Source organism: Ferroacidibacillus organovorans, from assembly GCF_001516615.1.
Taxonomy (GTDB): domain Bacteria; phylum Bacillota; class Bacilli; order Alicyclobacillales; family SLC66; genus Ferroacidibacillus; species Ferroacidibacillus ferrooxidans_B.
In genome coordinates, this window is sequence record NZ_LPVJ01000011.1 from 74652 (window position 1) to 92425 (window position 17774).

The following is a 17774-nucleotide window of genomic DNA, read 5'->3' on the forward strand; positions in this document are numbered from 1 at the left end:
GATGGCGTGCGGGCCGTCTTGCAGTCGCAATTTCATTTCTATCACCCGTAAAACGTACGTCGATTCTGGGCTGTCTTAGACCTGGTGGAGATTTTTTCCGCGATGCCCGGGAAGTGAACTTGAGATTCTGATGCATCTGCGCACGCGAAAAAAGTTCAGTCGCGATGTATCGATGGATGAATCGATCGGGACAGATAAAGAGGGGAATGATCTGACGCTGCGCGATGTGCTCGGGTCTGACCCTGATGAACTGGAGCGATACGTAGGGGAGCGCATTGAACAGGAGCGCTTGCGCCGTCATCTGCATGTTCTTGATGCGCGAGAGCAAAAGGTGATCTGTCTGCGCTATGGCTTGCTTGATGGTGAAGAGTGGACACAGAATCAAATTGCAGAATATCTGAATATTTCACGCTCCTATGTTTCGCGAATCGAGGCGCGGGCGCTGACAAAGCTGCAGCATGCCCTGTACCCTCGTCCGAAAACCGCACCACGCAGTCACTTGCGTGTCATGCGCTCGTCGCATCCTAATCCGTCGCGATAGCTTAGCGTATCGTCAAAGTGCTGGGGCGCACCCATTTGACAGTCTCTGGCATGACTGATACCCTACGATCATTGAAGGTTAGCGGATGAATCATGGGATACGAATGTGAAAGCCCCGTCTCCAAGCACTTGGGGACGGGCACTTTTGCATGATGGATCGAAATCACCGCGCTAAAGGGAGAGTCAAGTCATCATGGGCAAACCGACTTTTTATATCACGACGCCGATTTATTATCCAAATGACAAGTTGCATGTCGGTCACGCGTACTCGACGACGGTCGTTGACACCATGGCGAGATACAAGCGTTTGCGGGGTTTCGACGTCCGTTTTTTGACGGGAACGGATGAGCACGGGCAGAAGCTTTTGCGGCGCGCCGAAGCGGCGGGACAGGCGCCACAAGCGTTCATTGACGGAATCGTCGCCGGAATCAAGGCGCTGTGGCAGCGCCTTGACATCTCGTATGATGATTTTTTGCGCACGACAGATGAGCGCCACAAAATACGCGTGCAGCGCATCTTTTCAATGCTCCTGGAAAAGGGGGACATCTATCTCGGAGAATATGAAGGATGGTACTGCACATCGTGTGAATCGTATTGGACGGAGCGTCAACTGAGCGAGGGGAAGTGCCCGGATTGCGCAGGTCCTGTGGAAAGATTTCGGGAGATGAGCTATTTTTTTCGGATGAATCGATACGCGGATCGATTAATTGCCTACTATGAGGAGCACCCAGATTTTATCTATCCCGAGTCGCGCAAGCAGGAGATGCTGAGCAACTTTTTACTGCCAGGGCTTGAAGACCTGTGCATTTCAAGGACGGCGATGCCGTGGGGGATTCCTGTCCCGAATGACCCTGAGCGCGTTATCTATGTGTGGCTCGACGCGTTGACCAATTACATCACGGCGCTTGGATATCCGTTTCAAGATGAGGAGCGCGACGAATTGTTCTCGCGCTACTGGCCGGCGGACGCGCACGTAATGGCCAAAGAGATCGTGCGGTTTCACGCGATTTACTGGCCGATCATGCTGATGGCGCTCGATCTGCCGCTGCCTAAGCGCATTGTCGGGCACGGTTGGCTGTTGATGAAGGATGGCAAGATGTCGAAGTCAAAAGGCAACGTGATTGATCCAAACACCCTGATTGACCGCTATGGCTCAGATGCGCTCCGCTACTTCTTGCTGCGCGAGTTTTCGTTTGGACAAGACGGCGTCTTTACGCTCGAAGCGATCGTCGAACGCATGAACTACGATCTGGCAAATGACTTTGGAAACCTCGTGCATCGCACGCTCTCCATGGTTGAGCGGTTTTGTGAAGGAAAAATTCCTGCACCTGGCACGCTTACGGAATTGGAACTCGAAATTGGCGAGCTGATGAAGACGTGCAAAGGACAGGCGGAGGCGGCACTTGACGCGTTTGACTATTCGGGGGCGCTTTCGCAGATCTGGATGATCATTCGCCGGGGCAATCAATACGTGGATGAAACAGCGCCATGGGCGCTCAGCAAGCGAAAAGAGACCGAGCGGCTGAGTACTGTCATGTACTTTGCGTGTGAGATGATTCGGACGGTGGCCATTTTGGTCGCGCCGTTCATGCCAAAAACGCCTGCCGCCGTATTTGCGAAACTTGGTTTGCCAAGTGACTCGGAGATTGTCTGGGAAGACGCGGCAGTCTATGGCGTGTTGCCGTCGGGGATCGCGGTCGCCAAAGGGGAACCGCTCTTTCCGCGGCTTGATGTTGCAGAAGAGATGGAGGCGCTTCAGGCGGTCATGGGAAAATCGACAGAAGGTGGCCTGTCTGTGGAACAAACAAAAGGCGTGCCGGCACGTTCTGTGGCGAACAAGGAACCGGTGCAAAAAGAGCATGTTCACAGTGACGCTGCAGCGTCTGGGGATAAACTGGAAGGCATTGCGCGACTCATCGATATTGACGACTTCGCAAAAGTGGAATTGCGCGTCGCCGGCGTCGTCTTTGCGGAGCGTGTGCCAAAGGCAGACAAATTGCTGCGCTTGGAGCTCGATCTCGGTGTAGAAAAGCGGCAGGTCGTATCCGGGATCGCGAAATTTTACGAACCGAGTGACTTGATCGGGCAAAAGGTGATTCTTGTCGCCAACCTAAAGCCGGTCAAACTGCGCGGTGTGGAGTCACACGGCATGATTCTCGCCGCGTCTCACGGTGATCAACTGGTCTTGGCGACAGTTGCCGGAGACATCCCGCTTGGCGCGGTCGTGAAATGAGGATGTGCAGATGTTGATTGATTCGCACTGTCACTTAAATGATCTCGACCTTTATCCAATGGCCGATTCGCTGCTTGAGGAGGCGCAGGCACACGGTGTGCGCAAGGTGCTTGTGCCAGGGTATGATCGCGACTCGTCGCTGCGCGCCATAGCACTCGCGGAACGTTTTGTCGATGTGTACGCGGCAGTTGGATTTCACCCGCAGGACGCGGAGAATGTGACAGATCGCGACTTTGACGATCTCGCGGCGTGGTGTCGTCATGAGAAAGTGGTCGCCGTCGGGGAGATAGGTCTTGACTATCACTATGATCATGTTCCAAGCGACGTGCAGCAGGCGGTGTTTGCGCGGCAGATCGCACTTGCGAAACGGATGCGAAAACCGATCATCATCCACGATCGGGAGGCGCATCAGGACGTGTTGGAAACCTTGCGCGCGACGGATGCAGGGGAAATTGGCGGTGTGCTTCACTGTTTCTCAGGGAGCGTCGAGATGATGCGCGATGCGGTCAGTCTGAACTTTTATATCGGACTCGGCGGTCCGGTCACGTTTAAAAATGCGAAAAAGCCGGTGGAAGTCGCGGGCGCCGTCCCGGCGGATCGCTTGCTGGTCGAAACGGACGCTCCGTGGCTTGCGCCGATGCCGCATCGCGGTAAGACGAACAAGCCGGCGTACGTGCGCTTGATCGCAGAGCATATCGCGGCACTGCGCGGTGTGACGTTCGATGAATTCGCAGCACAGACAACGGCAAATGCGCATGCGCTGTTTGGCCTGGGAGTGCGCTGAGATGGACAAGATTCGTGAAGTGATTGTCGTTGAAGGACTTCACGATTGCGATCGTGTTCAAAAGGCGGTCGCGGCGGACGTGATCGTGACAGGTGGGGCGCATATCAAACGCCAGGTGTTTGACGATCTCGCGCGCGTAGAGAAAACGCGCGGTATCATCATTCTCACCGACCCAGACCATGAGGGCGAGCGTATTCGCCGAACATTGTCGGCGCGTTTTCCAAACGCCAAGCATGCGTATCTCCCGCGAAAAGATGCGTTGAAAAAGGATGACGTCGGGGTGGAGAATGCGACGCGTGAAGCCATCCAGTCTGCGCTTGCGGGCGTGCGCACACCGCTTCTGCACAGCGAACCGGAAATAAAATGGGATGACCTCGTTCGCGCAGGTCTTGTCGGCCAGCGGGATTCTGCCGCGCGGCGTGAACAAATGGGCGTGGCACTGCGGATTGGGTATGCCAATGCGAAGACGTTTTTCAAGCGCTGTCAGGCGCTTGGCGTTACGCGTGAGGAGTGGGATCGCGCACGCGCAAGCATGGCGGAAGCAGATGTTGCAAAAGAGGAGTTTATGTGATGAAACATCCCTTGCATGATCTGCGTGCAGTGAGGAAACTTATCCAGGAACACCAGTTTTTTGTGAAAAAGGGGTATGGGCAGAACTTCCTCACGGATGGTGTGGTGCTTGACTTGATTGTCGATGCGGCGGGGGAGCGCTTGACGGGGGATGATCGTCCGCTTGCTGCGCTTGAAATCGGGCCGGGACTCGGCACGCTCACGGAGGCTCTCGCTGAAAGCGGATTTTCTCACGTCGTGAGTATCGAAAAGGATGCGCAATTGATCCCCGTTTTGGCAGAAACGCTCGCCGGGCACTCGCACGTTACGATACTTCAGGCGGACGCGCTGGAGATTGACTTTGCGCAATTGCCTTTTGTGGATGGGCATGCGCTGCGTATCGTAGCCAATTTGCCGTACTACGTGACGACGCCGATTCTCATGCGCATTCTTGAATCGGAGTTGCCCTATGATCGCGCGGTGTTCATGGTGCAGCGCGAAGTGGCAGAGCGCATGGTTGCGACGCCCGGAGGAAAGGACTATGGCGCTTTATCGGTCGCTGTGCAATACTATTGCCGAGGCGCGCTGGTTTGTGTCGTGCCGCCCGAAGCGTTTTTCCCACCCCCGACGGTGGAGTCGGCTGTGATCGTGCTTGATCGCAAGAAAGAGCATGTCGTATCAGAGGCGCTTCGTCCCATGTTTTTTCGCGTGGTGCGCGCCGCGTTTGCGGTCAGGCGCAAGACGCTTGCAAATGCTTTGGCCACCCATTTTGGGGATAAGGCATTTGTTCGCAGTTGTTTGGAAGATGCAATGATTGACCCTGTTCGGCGTGGCGAAACGTTAACGCTTGAAGAGTTTGCTCGATTGGCTGTCGCATGTTCTGCACGTTCAGTTCACGCGGGTGGTGACAAGAGTGAAATTCATGAGTCTTTCAAAGGGCGCGATGTCGATTGAAAACGTTGCCCGCGATTTACACGACTTTTTGGAAGAAGATCGAACCGCAACGTATCGGCTGATCGTCGGTTCGGACTCGCAGCCGCACGGCGTGCACCGCGACACTCTGTTTGTGACGGCGATTGTCATTCACAGGGTCGGACGGGGCGCGCGTTTTTATTTTTGCAAACAACGTTATAAGAAGCCGTTGGCCTTTCGGCAACGTATTTTTTCCGAGGCGGCCATGGCGTTAGAGGTTGTACAGGAACTTGAAGAGCAGCTAGGCGCGCTTGGGACGAGCATGCCGATTGAAATCCACCTGGACGTCGGGGAAGACGGCGAAACGAAAGCGCTGATCAAGGATTTGGTTGGGTGGGTAACGCAAAGCGGGTATGAGGCCAAAATCAAACCCAATTCATTCGGTGCCTCAAAAGTGGCGGATCGGTTCACCAAGTCGTAAGCGTCGATGCGAACAAGGCGATCTGCACGTGGGCGCAGTCATAGACATAAGATGCCTATGCGTTTGTTGCAAATGACCACACCTTCTGGCGTGGTACGCCGCACAAACGCGGGGGGCGCGCACAGTGTGGAAAGTCGGGGATTTGGTGGTTCGGCCGTCGTATGGCAGGGATGTCTGTTTTGTCATTACACGAATTGATCTTGAGGCAGGAATGGTGGAACTCAAGGGCTTGGATGTGCGCTTGGTTGCGGACGCCCCATTTTCGGATCTGATGAAGATTACCGAAGATGATTTTGTGGATTATCGACGCGCTCAGGCGAAAATTGAACAGGATACCATCCGGCTAGTGCAATTGAGACGTCAGGCGGATCGCGATAAAAACATTTACCGCTCGGAGCGAAGCCGGCACCCGTATGATTTTTTTGAGCGCCCCGGCCGTGTGCTACACCTTGATGGGGACGGAACGTATCTAGAGAAATGCATTCAGACCTATCGTCGCCTCGGTGTCCGTGCGGTCGGGAAGAATCTTGATGAATCAAGCATTGCAGAGCGCATTCCAAGTCTCCTTGAACAGTACGCGCCAGATATTCTTGTCATCACGGGACACGACAGTGTCATGCGTAAGCAGCGCAGTGAGTCAGAGATGATGCACGTGAGGAATTATCGCAACTCAGAGCACTTTGTGCGGGCAGTGCGCGCCGCGCGAAAGTATGAGCGCAGTCTTGATGAGTTGGTGATTTTCGCAGGGGCCTGTCAGTCTCACTACGAGGCGTTGCTTGACGCAGGGGCGAACTTTGCGAGCTCTCCTGATCGCATCATGATTCATGCGCTGGATCCTGTCTTTGTCGCGGAGAAGGTGGCTTTTACGCCAATTGGCGAAACGATCGATATTTATGCGATTGTACAGTCGACCATCACGGGGACAGAAGGGTTGGGGGGGCTTGAATCGAGAGGGAAGTATCGCATGGGATTGCCGCGATCGCGTTATTGAGTGATTGCGGCGTGTTGACAAACAAAAAGATAGCTTGCTATAATATTCGACCTAATTTGACTTCCTCTTTGTACTGTGATACACTGACAGTACTGAAAAGAGGTGGAGTTTGTGGCTGCTAAAAATGCCTTAAATGACATCAAGCGTAACTTGGAAGGCCTCGTTGGTGAAAAAATCCTTTTGCGTGCAAATGGCGGTCGCAGAAAGACCGTTGAGCGCACGGGCGTCCTCGAAGAAACGTACCCCTCTGTTTTTGTCGTCCGTCTGGATGAAGCGGAAAATTCTTTTAAACGTGTGTCGTATAGCTATGCAGATATTCTCACAGAAACGGTTGAACTCATGGTGTGCAAGGATGACTTGCATGTCAAAGTCGGCGCTGACGCGGAGTGAGTAAAGGCTCCCTTTTCGATTGCAAAAACAAACGGACCGCAAAAAATGCGGTCCGTTTGTTTTTGCGCGAAATGGGGAACAAGTATCAACAGGACGCAATTCTCAAAGGGGGTACGACCATGGGACGAAGACGAGGCGTGATGTCAGAGCAGTTCAAGTATGAGCTCGCCAAGGATCTTGGTTTTACCCCACGCTCCAGCGTGAGGGATGGGGTGGGATTACGACGCGCGACGCAGGAAACATGGTAAAACGGGCCATTGAGATTGCCGAGGCGTCGCTCACGGCGCGCGAGCGGACCTAGTCAGACTTGTTTTGAGAGTGTGCTCCTGCAGGGTGGTGTTGGCCACCCTGTTTTGTTTCATTCAGACAGTACGAGTTTGTATAACATGAAAAGAATCGGAAAGTCTAGAAGTGCCAGTTCAAAAGTCTGAGATGCTGTTTTTGCATTTTCGGTCATCGCAAATCGTACGCGGGTCCGTGTCGTGACCAGGAGGATTACCATGACGAAACAAAAAGGTCCGCTTGTGATTGTCGGCGGTGCCGAGGACAAGAAGAATGAGATGACGATTCTTCGCGAGTTTGTAAGGCTGTCAGGAGGGACGCACAGCAAAATTGTCGTGATGACCGTCGCGACGAAACTCCCCATCGAAGTTGGCGCGGAGTATGTTGACGTGTTTGAACAAATTGGCGTCGCGGATGTGCGTACGTTTGATGTTTCTTCGCGCGAGGATGCGAATCGAGCGAGTGCGTGCAAAGCCATTGAAGAGGCGACGGGCGTTTTTTTTACAGGTGGTGACCAATTGCGGATCACCACTCTTTTAGGTGGCACGAGCATGGATGCGGCGCTTCAGACGGGTCTTGAACAAGGACTAGTGCTTGCAGGGACAAGTGCTGGAGCTTCTATGATGAGCAGCACCATGATCGTGGAGGGGGTCGCTGAAACCAATCCGCGCATGGGTATTGTCAATATGGCGCCGGGCATGGAGTTTCTGGATGGCGTTGTCATTGACCAACATTTTGCGCAGCGCGGGCGCCTTGGCAGATTGCTCTCGGCGGTTGCCCAGTATCCGCATCACCTGGGACTCGGAATTGATGAGGATACGGCGATCATTGTCAGAGGAACGACCTTTGAGGTGATCGGGCGCGGAGCGGTATCCGTTGTCGACGCAGGGGCGCTTCTTTATTCCAATCTGCAAGAATTGCGGCACAACGATGCGTTGGCGCTTGGCGGTGTGCAGTTGCATGTGCTGCCTGCAGGTTACCGGTTTTCACTGCGCGAACGCGCGCTTTTGACGGGACAAGATTCGAGGAGTGGAAACGTGTGAAGGTCATCCATTATCGTCATCTTGACGGTCCAAATCTGTATCTCCATCGACCCGTTCTGGTCGTGCGTGTCGATCTTGAGGAATTCACGGAGCGCGAGAGTTATGAGTACCACGGGTTTGTCGAACGTCTCTTGACCGCGCTGCCAGGGCTTTATGATCATTACTGCGCGACGGGGAGACCTGGCGGATTTGTCGAACGGCTCTATGGTGGGACCTATTTTGGACATATCATCGAGCATGTCGCGATTGAGATGCTCACGCGACTCGGATACACCTCCAATTTTGGAAAGACGCGAAACGCTTTGTTCCCAGGAATCTATGACATCATCATCGAGTGCAAGAATGAGACGGTCGTGCGCCGTGTGTTGCAGGTCGCGATGGAGTACGTCGAGGCTTGCGCAAAACAGTACGCGTATCCGCTTGAGGGACAGATGAGTCAGTTGCACAAGCTCGTTGCGCACAGTGAACTTGGTCCGAGTACTGCCGCGATTGCACAGGCAGCCGCGCGGCGGCAGATTCCGGTGCGCCGTATTGGCGCGGGAAGCCTGTTGCAACTGGGCTATGGGAAGTTCAGGCGTTACGTGCAAGCGACGATGACGCAGTTGACCTCAGCGATTGGCGTTGACATCGCGAGTGACAAAGCGCTAACCAAACAAATCCTTGATGAGTGCGGAATTCGCATACCACTTGGTGTGGTGACCGATTCGGTTGCCGAGGCGCTGCATTTTTTGCAGACCCATAACGTGCCGATTGCGCTTAAACCGCTTCACGGCAATCAGGGGCGCGGTGTCACGGTGGGCATCCGCCTGCCGCACGAGGTTGAGGCGGCGTTTGCCTTTGCGCAGACGATCTCGCGCGAGGTGGTCGTAGAAGAGTATGTGCGCGGCAGACAGTATCGGCTCTTGGTCGTCGACCAGCGTCTTGTCGCGGCGGCTGAGCGCGTCCCGGCGCACGTTGTGGGCGATGGCGTGCATGCGATCCAAGAACTGATTGACCGTGTCAATCAACAGCCCGAGCGCGGGGAGGATCACGAGAAGCCACTTACGCGCATTGTTGTCGATCAGGCAGTCATGCGCCATCTGGAGAGGGAAAAACGAACACTGCGCGATATTCCCCGCTATGGAGAGCGCGTATGGCTTCGTGACAGTGCCAATCTGAGCACGGGTGGCATCGCGATCGACGTGAGCCGCGATGTCGACCCCTTCTTTGAGCGGCTGGCTTTGCGGGCGGCGCGCGCGGTTGCTCTTGACGTGTGCGGTGTCGATCTGATCGCCGAGGACATTGCGCAAAAAGGCGAATCGCAAAGCTACGCGGTGATCGAGGTGAACGCAGCGCCTGGGATTCGCATGCATCATCACCCGAGCGTGGGTGAGTCGCGTGATGTCGCGGCGGCGATTGTCGATCAGATGTACCCGCGCGGCATGCCGAGCCGTATCCCCATCGTGAGTGTGACAGGCACAAACGGCAAAACCACGACGACACGTCTGATTCGCCATATTCTACGTGAATCGGGATTGACCGTCGGGATGACGAGCACCGAAGGCGTGTATATTGACGAAGAGTGTGTTCTTGCCGGGGACACAACGGGTCCGCAGAGTGCTCGGGTTGTCTTGTCAGACGCGCGCGTCGAAGCGGCTGTGCTTGAGACCGCGCGCGGAGGAATCCAGCGGGCGGGACTCGGGTATGACATGGCGGATGTCGGGATCATCACTTCGCTTGCTGATGATCACATTGGGCAAGACGGCATCACGTCGGTGGAGGATATTCTCAAAATCAAATCGCTAATCGTCGAGTGTCTCACGACAACGGGGCTTGCGGTGCTAAACGCCGACGTGCCAGCGCTTGTGGATCTTTCAGAGAGGCTGCGCCACCCTGTCGCTTTTGTCAGCCGCCATGCGGATAACCCGGTCATCGTGCGGCACCTTGCGCGCGGCGGCATGGCTTTTTTTGTGCGCGAGGGATGGCTCGTCGAGGCGGCTGGCTCACTTGAGTGGAATGTCGCACGGATTGAGGACATCTCCATTACCATCGGGGGAGCCGCCGCGTTTCACATCATCAATTGTCTGTGCGCGATTGCAGCCGCTCGCCATCTTGGAATGACGCGGCGGGTGTGTGCAGATGCGTTGCACACGTTTCGCTCGGATCGCCACAACCCTGGCAGAAGCAATGTGTTTCGCCTGAGAAATGGACAATACGTGATTTGCGACTATGGGCACAACACCGAAGGCGTTCGCGCGATCGGCGAGATGGCCATGCGCCTTTCTGGACGGCGCGTGCCGTGTGTGATCGGGTTTCCCGGAGATCGCGACAACCGCATTCTTGAAGCTGCAGCGCAGGCGGCGGCTGATTATTTCTCACCGATTTTTGTGAAGGAAGACAGTGACAAAAGAGGACGGCGCGAAGGGGAACTCGCGAACCTGATCGCAGCGGCGCTTGCGCGCACGGGTCGCGCGGAGAATGTCACGATTGAGCTTGACGAAGTGAAGGCGCTGCGCGAGATGATTCGAACACAGCCAGATGAACCGCTGCTGATCATGTTTCACGAGAAGTTGGAGCCTGTGCGAAATGCCCTGATTGAGCAGGGGGCCATTGAAGTCAGCGAACTGAAATTGGCAGCACAGCCGTCGATCTCTGCAATGTAACTCGCGCGGCCTAGGGGACTTTGCCAATTTCATGCTATAGTGAGATTGGGGGTGTATGCGTTGATCTATGAGAGCGCGCGTGCAAAAATCAATCTCACGCTCGATGTCATCGCGAAGCGCACCGATGGGTTCCACGAAGTTGAAATGGTCATGCAGACTGTAGATTTATGCGATTATCTGACGATGACAGAGCGAGACGACGAGCAGATTGCAGTTACGACAAATGCGGCGTTTGTGCCGACGGATGAACGCAATCTTGCCTACAAAGCGGCGCTTTTGCTGCGCGAAGCCACGGGCGTCCGCAAGGGCGCCCTGATTGACATTGATAAGCGAATTCCCGTCGCGGCGGGGTTGGCGGGTGGATCGGCGGATGCGGCAGCAGCCCTGCGCGGGCTCAACCGGCTCTGGAATACGCGACTGTCACATGATGAGCTTGCCGAGATTGGCGCGCGTATCGGGTCGGATGTCCCGTTTTGCATCTATGGTGGCACTGCAATTGCGCGCGGGCGGGGGGAAAAGATAGAACGGTTGCCGTCAGCTCCCTGCTATTTTGTAGTGCTTGTCAAACCGGCGATTTCGGTATCGACGGCGGATATCTATGGTGCACTTCGCCTTGATCGAATTGTAGAGCACCCGTCTGCCCGCAAAATGACCGAAGCGCTCAGCACGCGCGATCTCGATCGCGTCGTGTTGGCTGCCGGAAATGTGCTTGAGCCGATCACGACAGAGATTCACCCCGAAGTGGCGCGAATTAAGGAACAACTGTTGCGCATGGGTGCGGTGTTTGCGCAAATGTCAGGCAGTGGTCCGACGGTTTTTGGCTTGACGACGCGCGAGCAAAAGGCGAAACGCATTGCGATGGAGTTTAAAACATGGATAAAAGAAGTCTATCTCTGCCGTACGTGTTAGATCTGACTGGATCCTTGCACTAACCTCTTGTTGACGCGTACGCGCAGTGGTATAGTCGCGATAGTCTTTTTGAGCGGTTGAATGAGAGAAGGGGGAGAGGACAGTTGCGTCGAAGTGAACGCATCGTGCGCCTCACCCGCGAACTGATGAATCATCCTGGGCAGCCGCTGTCGCTTACGGATCTCGCGGATCACTACAGTGTGGCAAAGTCGTCACTGAGTGAGGATCTGGCGATCATTCGGACGGTTATGGAGCATGACAGAGAAGGGCTGTTGCGCACACAACTGGGCGCCGCAGGCGGTGTAGTCTTTGAGCCGAGTATCCCGCTGACAACCGCTGAACGTTTTGTCGTGTCGCTCATGGAACGGTTTCATCAGGGCGCGCGGATGCTGCCCGGAGGGTATCTATACATCGCGGATGTGATGGCCGATCCGGTGGTCGTGCGAACGGCGGGGCGCATGTTCGGGGAGATGTTCCGTGATAAGCGGCCGGATGTGGTGTTGACAGTGGAGACGAACGGCATTCCACTCGCTGTGATGACAGCCCAGGATTTGCACGTGCCCTACGTTGTGGCGCGGCGCGATCACACGTGGCTGGAAGGTCCTTCTGTGAGTACAAACTATGAGTCCGGCTCGGATCGACGCCTACATACCATGTCACTCGCGCGGCGCTCGATCAAGCAGGGTGCGCGCGTGGTCATCGTCGATGACTTTATGAAAGCGGGTGGCACCATTCGCGGCATGACGTCGCTCATGGAAGAATTCTCGGCGGATGTGGTCGGGATCGGCGTGCTTCTTTCTACGTCTGAACCGCAGGATAAGCGCGTCGGAACATATACATCGCTTTTGGTTCTTGACTCGGTGGATGCGGCGGATGGCGCGATTCACATGAGCCGGGGCAACTATTTTTCACGAGTGGAGGAAGAGCAACATGGATGAAATGAAGTTTATCAGCACAGAAAACGCTCCTGCCGCGATTGGTCCTTATTCGCAAGGTGTGCGCGTTGGCAATCTGGTGTTTTTATCCGGACAGATTCCGCTTACGGCAGAAGGTGTGTTGGTCGAAGGTGATGTGCGGGCGCAAACGGAGCAGGTTCTGCAAAACATTCGCGCGGTTCTTCGCGCAGCCGGGGCTTCGCTTTCGCACGTTGTAAAATGCACTGTCTTTCTTGCGGATATGAACGACTTTACTGTGGTGAACGAGGTGTATGGTCAGGCGTTTGGTTCGCATCGACCTGCGCGCTCAACCGTTCAAGTGGCGCGACTCCCGCGCGATGTGCGCGTTGAAATTGAAGTGATTGCGGCTGTTGACGAAAGAGAGTGACAAAAGGCAATCTGTCACCTGTTTGGAAGATAAAACACTACGAAGGAACCCCCTTTTGTCAAAAAATTATGCGGTTTTCGCCAAAATCTTGCAGGAACCACCTTCCAAATGTCGAACTGATTGTGATGGAGATGATTCTGTTCGACGGTGGAAGGTGAACCCATGAACATAACCGATGTTCGGTTGCGACGCGTAACGACAGAGGGGCGCATGAGGGCGATCGCTTCAATCACCATTGATGGTGAGTTTGTTGTTCACGATATTCGCGTGATTGACGGTAATGCTGGAATGTTTGTCGCGATGCCGAGCAAGCGAACGCCGGATGGCGAGTTTCGTGATATCGCGCACCCGATCACAACGCACACCAGGCAGCAGATACAGGACGCTGTTCTGGAAGAGTATTACCGCGCCGATGATCGACTCGACTCGGTCGTCGTCGGTGAATAAGCGATACGAATAGAGAATGGGAGTCGATGATCGACGCGGTCGATGGTCGACTTTTTTGTGCTTTTGCCTCTGTGGGATGTACGCTGCCTGGTATGGTATCATGGTAACGTGGTAAAAAGTAAGTTTGGCGATACCGGTTTCACCAAACGGCTGACAGGGACTCTGTGTGTCAAGACGTTTGGTTGTGTTTGCAATGTCTACAATTCGAGGACGTGATCGTTTTGTTAAATGGTGTCATATTAGCCGCGGGACTGGGGAAACGCATGAATTCGAGCCGCCACAAAGTCGTTCACGAGGTGTGCGGAAAACCGATGATCTTGCACATTGTTGAGGAGATGGCGGCAGTAGGATTTGATCGACTCTTTGTTGTCGTTGGCAAATTGGAGTCGCAAGTGCGTGATGTATTGGGTGACCGCGTCACGTATCTTCGTCAAGCGGAGCAACTGGGAACGGGACATGCGGTGATGAGTGCAGCGCCTGAACTCGGTGATGAGGGCATGACGGTCGTGCTTTATGGAGACGGCCCCCTGATTTCGCGCGCGGAGGTGGAGCGCATGATCGAGCATGCCAAGCGGGAAAAGGCAAACGCAGTGCTTACGGCCGTGGTGGATAACCCGTTTGGGTTTGGCCGTATCGTGCGCGACGGCGTGGGCCACGTGGAGCGAATTGTAGAGGAGAAAGATGCCACACAGGATGAGCGGGCCATTCGCGAAGTCAACAGTGGCATTTTTGCGTTTGATACGGCGTCCTTGAAACGGGTTTTATCCAAATTGACCAACGATAATGCACAACAAGAGTATCTTTTAACAGATTGTGTAGAACATCTGCGCGCGGAAGGCCAGATTGTGATTCCGGTTGTCGTCCGCGATGTGGATGAGATTGCAAATGTGAATGATCGGATTCAGTTGGCCTATGTGGAAGAGCGACTGCGCAGGCGTATTCTTAGGAGGCATATGGAAAGCGGCGTGACGGTGATTGATCCGGGATCGACGTATATTCACGCGGATGTCAAGATCGGGCAGGACACGGTGATCTATCCGGGGTCGCATCTCGAAGGGAAAACGACCATCGCGCGCGGCTGCACGATTGGCCCCAATGTGCGCCTCGTTGATGTGACGGTTGACGATGACGCGACGATTATGTATTCGGTCGCCATGAAAAGCAGTATCGGCCAGCGGGCTTCTGTCGGTCCGTTCGCGTATATCAGGCCGCACTCTGTGGTCGGCGAAGACGCGAAAGTGGGCGATTTTGTCGAATTAAAGAATGCGACGGTCGGTGCGCGCTCTAAGGTGAGCCATCTCGCGTATGTGGGCGATGCGTCAGTCGGCAGTGATGTGAATATCGGGTGTGGCGTGGTGACCGTGAATTACGATGGGTTCCAGAAGCATCAGACGGTGATCGAAGATGGGAGTTTTATCGGCTCCAATGTCAATTTGATTGCTCCTGTGCATATTGGCCAAGGCGGCTATGTGGCGACTGGATCTACGATCACGGATGATGTAGAGGTAGATGATTTTGCGATTGCGCGCGAGCGGCAAGTGAACAAAAAGGGTTACGCGCGCGTCTTGCGCACGCGCCTGGCGGCGCGTCACGGCGAACGCAACGAGGCACAGGAGGATAAGTGAGTGAGCTTTTCGGACCCGAGATTGAAACTCTTTACAGGAAACGCTAACCCGGAATTGGCGCGAGAGATTGCGAATCATATCGGACTTGATCTTGGTGTGATGCAGATCGCTCGCTTTCGCGACGGTGAGATTCAGATCAAGCTTGGAGAGAGCGTGCGCGGATGTAACGTGTTTGTCGTGCAACCGACGTCGGCGCCGGTCAACGAGCACTTGATGGAACTGCTGGTGACGGTGGACGCGCTAAAGCGCGCTTCAGCCAAGAGCATCAATGTGGTTTTGCCTTATTACGGCTATGCGCGCCAGGATCGCAAGGCGCGCGCGCGCGATCCGATTACCGCGAAACTGGTTGCGGATCTCATTCAAACGGCGGGCGCGAGCCGTGTCATTTGCATGGATCTGCATGCGGGGCAAATTCAAGGCTTTTTTAACATCCCACTCGACCACCTCGTGGGAATGCCGATTCTGGCCCGCTATTTTGAGCATAAAAATTTAGAGAACGTAGTAGTTGTCTCGCCGGATCTTGGCGGCGTTACGCGCGCGCGGCAATTGGCAGAGCGCCTAGGCGCGACGCTTGCAATCATTGACAAGCGGCGACCTGAGCCGAATGTCTCTGAAGTAATGAACATCATCGGTGACGTGCGCGGCCGTCACGCGATTTTGATTGATGACATCATCGACACGGGCGGCACGATTGCGCTCGCCGCTGAGGCGCTTCGCGAGCAGGGGGCGGCGTCGATTTACGCGTGCTGCACGCACGCGGTGCTGTCTCCGCCTGCGCTTGACCGTTTGAACCAGGCGCCGATTGAAGAGGTTGTGGTGACAAACACGATCGCGCGGCGCGATTACCAGACGATGGACAAGCTGGTGACGCTTTCTGTCGCTGAGATCATCGCTGAAGCAATCATGCGTGTGAATGACATGCGCAGCATCAGCGAATTGTTTGACTGAGACAGAGACGATATCGGCTTGTTTGCAGAGCGGATCGATTGGGAAAGTCATCCTTTGGGAATCCTGTGGGAGAACAGGTTTTGCGCCTGCCACACGAAGGAGGAACAAGGATGACGACTCAGACCATTGAAGCAAAGACGCGCACGCCAAGCAGCAAAGGGGAGCGCAAGCGCCTTCGCAAAGCGGGAACGGTGATGGGCGTCATATACGGCCGGGGCCGTGCGCCACTCTCGATTTCGCTCGCAGGGGATGTCGTCCGCCAGCGCGTCTCAGGGCATCGCGTTGTGCGGATTGAGTGTGACGGAGTAATTCACCCGTCGATCGTCAAACGTATTCATCGCCATCCGATCTCGCGTCATATCATGGATGTGGAGTTTCATGAAGTGGTGGGCGATGAGGTGACAGAAGCAAGCGTTCCGCTCATTCTGCGCGGTCTTGAAGCTGTCGAAAAACGCGGCGGCATCGTTTCGCAACAGACGCTAGAGATTGTGATTTCTGCGAAACTCGATGATATTCCAGAATGGGTCGCATTAGATATTGGCCATTTAAACGTGGGAGAAGTCATGCACATGCGCGATGTATTGCTGCCATCTGGTGTGAAGTTGGCAGACGATCCAGGTGAAATCATCATCTCGGTGATCGCGCCAAAGGCGACGGTGGCAGATGTGGGCGTCACAGCCGAGGCAGTGGAACGGACGACCGCGCCGAGCGCGTAGTGCATGCTGTTCACGCGAGGGCTATGGGGAGTTTGATACATGCCGTGAAACTGATTGTGGGTCTTGGAAATCCGGGAAAAGAATACGCAAAAACCCGACACAATGTCGGGTTTTGGTGCGTTGAGGCGTGGCTCAAAACGCTTTCTGGCGTTCGTGAAAAAGGGAAGTGGGATGCACAGATCGTTGAGACGAATGTGCGCACAGAGCCGGTCATCCTCATGCGGCCGCAGACGTTCATGAATCGCAGTGGGCTCTCGGTCGCGCGCGCTGTGCGTGAGAAAGGCCTCGATCCAGAGCGCGATTTGCTTGTCATCTATGATGATATGGACCTTCCCGCAGGTGCGTTGCGATTGCGCGAAAAAGGCAGTTCTGGCGGGCACAACGGGATAAAGTCGATCATTCAGGAGCTTGGCACACAGAACTTTGCGCGCATTCGCGTGGGCATTGGCCGCCCCGAGCCAGGAATCCTTGTCATCGATCACGTCTTGCATGCCTTTTCACGTGACGATCGCATTCGCGTTGAAGCGGCGGTCGATCGCGCTGTGGAGGCGGCGCAGGCTTTTTGTGTCGAATCCTTCCCGCTTGTCATGAATAGGTTTAATTCCGCGTCGAATGTAAAATAATGATAGCGTGTCCGTTTGGACGCCGCCAAGGGCTAAGCTTTCGGCGTGCACCAAGATCGGAGAGAGCGCATCATGAAGATTGTGTACACATGCCGCTATTGCAAGAATCTCGTCGGTGAAATTGACGGCGACGGGCTTTCTGCAAGCGCGCTCGGATTTACATCTTTGACTCCTGAAGAGAGAGCGGATATCATTTATTATGATGTCACAGACCAGAATCTCTACGTTACGACCGTATGCGAGTATTGTGAGTCGGCAATTGCCAAACACCCCAGCCTGGTGCTTGAGAAAACGCCGCTTCAATAGCACTTTTTGCGGTCGCCATAGCTAGGATTT

The 17774-nt window shown here is 54.9% G+C and carries 19 protein-coding genes and 1 pseudogene; all 20 read left to right on the forward strand.

The genetic code is table 11. The features are described 5' to 3' along the window. Positions 1-130 precede the first annotated feature (130 nt). The 20 genes and pseudogenes from ATW55_RS05010 (at position 131) to ATW55_RS05105 (ending at position 17744) form a co-directional block, all read left to right on the forward strand. Positions 131-541 (forward strand): sigma-70 family RNA polymerase sigma factor, encoded by a 411-nt coding sequence (locus ATW55_RS05010; protein WP_067713371.1) that lies wholly within the window; start codon positions 131-133, stop codon positions 539-541. 192 nt (positions 542-733) lie between these two features. Continuing rightward, a complete protein-coding gene (gene metG / locus ATW55_RS05015) occupies positions 734-2773 on the forward strand; it encodes a methionine--tRNA ligase (protein ID WP_067713374.1) in 2040 nt (679 codons plus the stop codon). A gap of 10 nt (positions 2774-2783) precedes the next feature. Next, positions 2784-3557: a TatD family hydrolase gene (locus ATW55_RS05020; RefSeq protein ID WP_067713376.1), complete on the forward strand. Its 774-nt coding sequence runs from the start codon at positions 2784-2786 to the stop codon at positions 3555-3557. A gap of 1 nt (position 3558) precedes the next feature. Beyond that, positions 3559-4128: a ribonuclease M5 gene (gene rnmV, locus ATW55_RS05025; protein ID WP_067713379.1), complete on the forward strand. Its 570-nt coding sequence runs from the start codon at positions 3559-3561 to the stop codon at positions 4126-4128. Then, positions 4128-5060: a 16S rRNA (adenine(1518)-N(6)/adenine(1519)-N(6))-dimethyltransferase RsmA gene (gene rsmA / locus ATW55_RS05030; RefSeq protein WP_082685558.1), complete on the forward strand. Its 933-nt coding sequence runs from the start codon at positions 4128-4130 to the stop codon at positions 5058-5060. Before rnmV ends, rsmA begins: the two co-directional genes overlap by 1 nt. After that, a complete protein-coding gene (locus ATW55_RS05035) occupies positions 5029-5499 on the forward strand; it encodes a ribonuclease H-like YkuK family protein (RefSeq protein WP_201024930.1) in 471 nt (156 codons plus the stop codon). The genes rsmA and ATW55_RS05035 overlap by 32 nt, the downstream gene beginning before the upstream one ends. A 124-nt stretch (positions 5500-5623) precedes the next feature. Beyond that, complete coding sequence (gene yabG / locus ATW55_RS05040; RefSeq protein ID WP_067713386.1) at positions 5624-6490, forward strand: sporulation peptidase YabG; 867 nt, start codon at positions 5624-5626, stop codon at positions 6488-6490. Positions 6491-6601: 111 nt separating this feature from the next. Then, positions 6602-6880, forward strand: a complete 279-nt coding sequence (veg, locus tag ATW55_RS05045) for a biofilm formation stimulator Veg (protein ID WP_067713389.1) — start codon at positions 6602-6604, stop codon at positions 6878-6880. Positions 6881-6999: 119 nt separating this feature from the next. Continuing rightward, positions 7000-7181: pseudogene (locus tag ATW55_RS05050) on the forward strand (small, acid-soluble spore protein, alpha/beta type). Positions 7182-7380: 199 nt separating this feature from the next. Beyond that, entirely contained in the window at positions 7381-8205 is an 825-nt protein-coding gene (locus ATW55_RS05055) for a cyanophycinase (protein ID WP_067713393.1), read from the forward strand. Continuing rightward, positions 8202-10847: a cyanophycin synthetase gene (gene cphA, locus ATW55_RS05060; RefSeq protein WP_067713397.1), complete on the forward strand. Its 2646-nt coding sequence runs from the start codon at positions 8202-8204 to the stop codon at positions 10845-10847. The genes ATW55_RS05055 and cphA overlap by 4 nt, the downstream gene beginning before the upstream one ends. Before the next feature lie 60 nt (positions 10848-10907). Continuing rightward, positions 10908-11756, forward strand: a complete 849-nt coding sequence (gene ispE, locus ATW55_RS05065) for a 4-(cytidine 5'-diphospho)-2-C-methyl-D-erythritol kinase (RefSeq protein ID WP_067713531.1) — start codon at positions 10908-10910, stop codon at positions 11754-11756. A 104-nt stretch (positions 11757-11860) separates the two neighbouring features. Then, complete coding sequence (gene purR, locus ATW55_RS05070; RefSeq protein WP_067713402.1) at positions 11861-12694, forward strand: pur operon repressor; 834 nt, start codon at positions 11861-11863, stop codon at positions 12692-12694. A 1-nt stretch (position 12695) separates the two neighbouring features. Further along, a complete protein-coding gene (locus ATW55_RS05075) occupies positions 12696-13079 on the forward strand; it encodes a RidA family protein (protein WP_067713536.1) in 384 nt (127 codons plus the stop codon). Positions 13080-13241: 162 nt separating this feature from the next. Beyond that, on the forward strand, positions 13242-13526 hold the full coding sequence (gene spoVG / locus ATW55_RS05080; RefSeq protein WP_067713407.1) for a septation regulator SpoVG: 285 nt from the start codon (positions 13242-13244) through the stop codon (positions 13524-13526). Between the two features lie 221 nt (positions 13527-13747). After that, positions 13748-15151, forward strand: a complete 1404-nt coding sequence (gene glmU / locus ATW55_RS05085) for a bifunctional UDP-N-acetylglucosamine diphosphorylase/glucosamine-1-phosphate N-acetyltransferase GlmU (RefSeq protein ID WP_423742951.1) — start codon at positions 13748-13750, stop codon at positions 15149-15151. After that, positions 15152-16099 (forward strand): ribose-phosphate diphosphokinase, encoded by a 948-nt coding sequence (locus tag ATW55_RS05090; protein ID WP_067713416.1) that lies wholly within the window; start codon positions 15152-15154, stop codon positions 16097-16099. It begins immediately after the preceding gene. A gap of 110 nt (positions 16100-16209) precedes the next feature. Continuing rightward, the gene (locus tag ATW55_RS05095) at positions 16210-16815 is read left to right on the forward strand and encodes a 50S ribosomal protein L25 (RefSeq protein WP_067713420.1); all 606 of its coding nucleotides are present in this window, start codon (positions 16210-16212) and stop codon (positions 16813-16815) included. A gap of 44 nt (positions 16816-16859) precedes the next feature. Beyond that, positions 16860-17438 carry an aminoacyl-tRNA hydrolase gene (gene pth, locus ATW55_RS05100; protein WP_067713425.1) on the forward strand — a complete coding sequence of 193 codons (579 nt, stop codon included), beginning with the start codon at positions 16860-16862 and terminating at the stop codon, positions 17436-17438. Positions 17439-17510: 72 nt separating this feature from the next. After that, the gene (locus ATW55_RS05105; RefSeq protein WP_067713430.1) at positions 17511-17744 is read left to right on the forward strand and encodes an anti-sigma-F factor Fin; all 234 of its coding nucleotides are present in this window, start codon (positions 17511-17513) and stop codon (positions 17742-17744) included. The last annotated feature ends 30 nt before the right edge of the window (positions 17745-17774 follow it).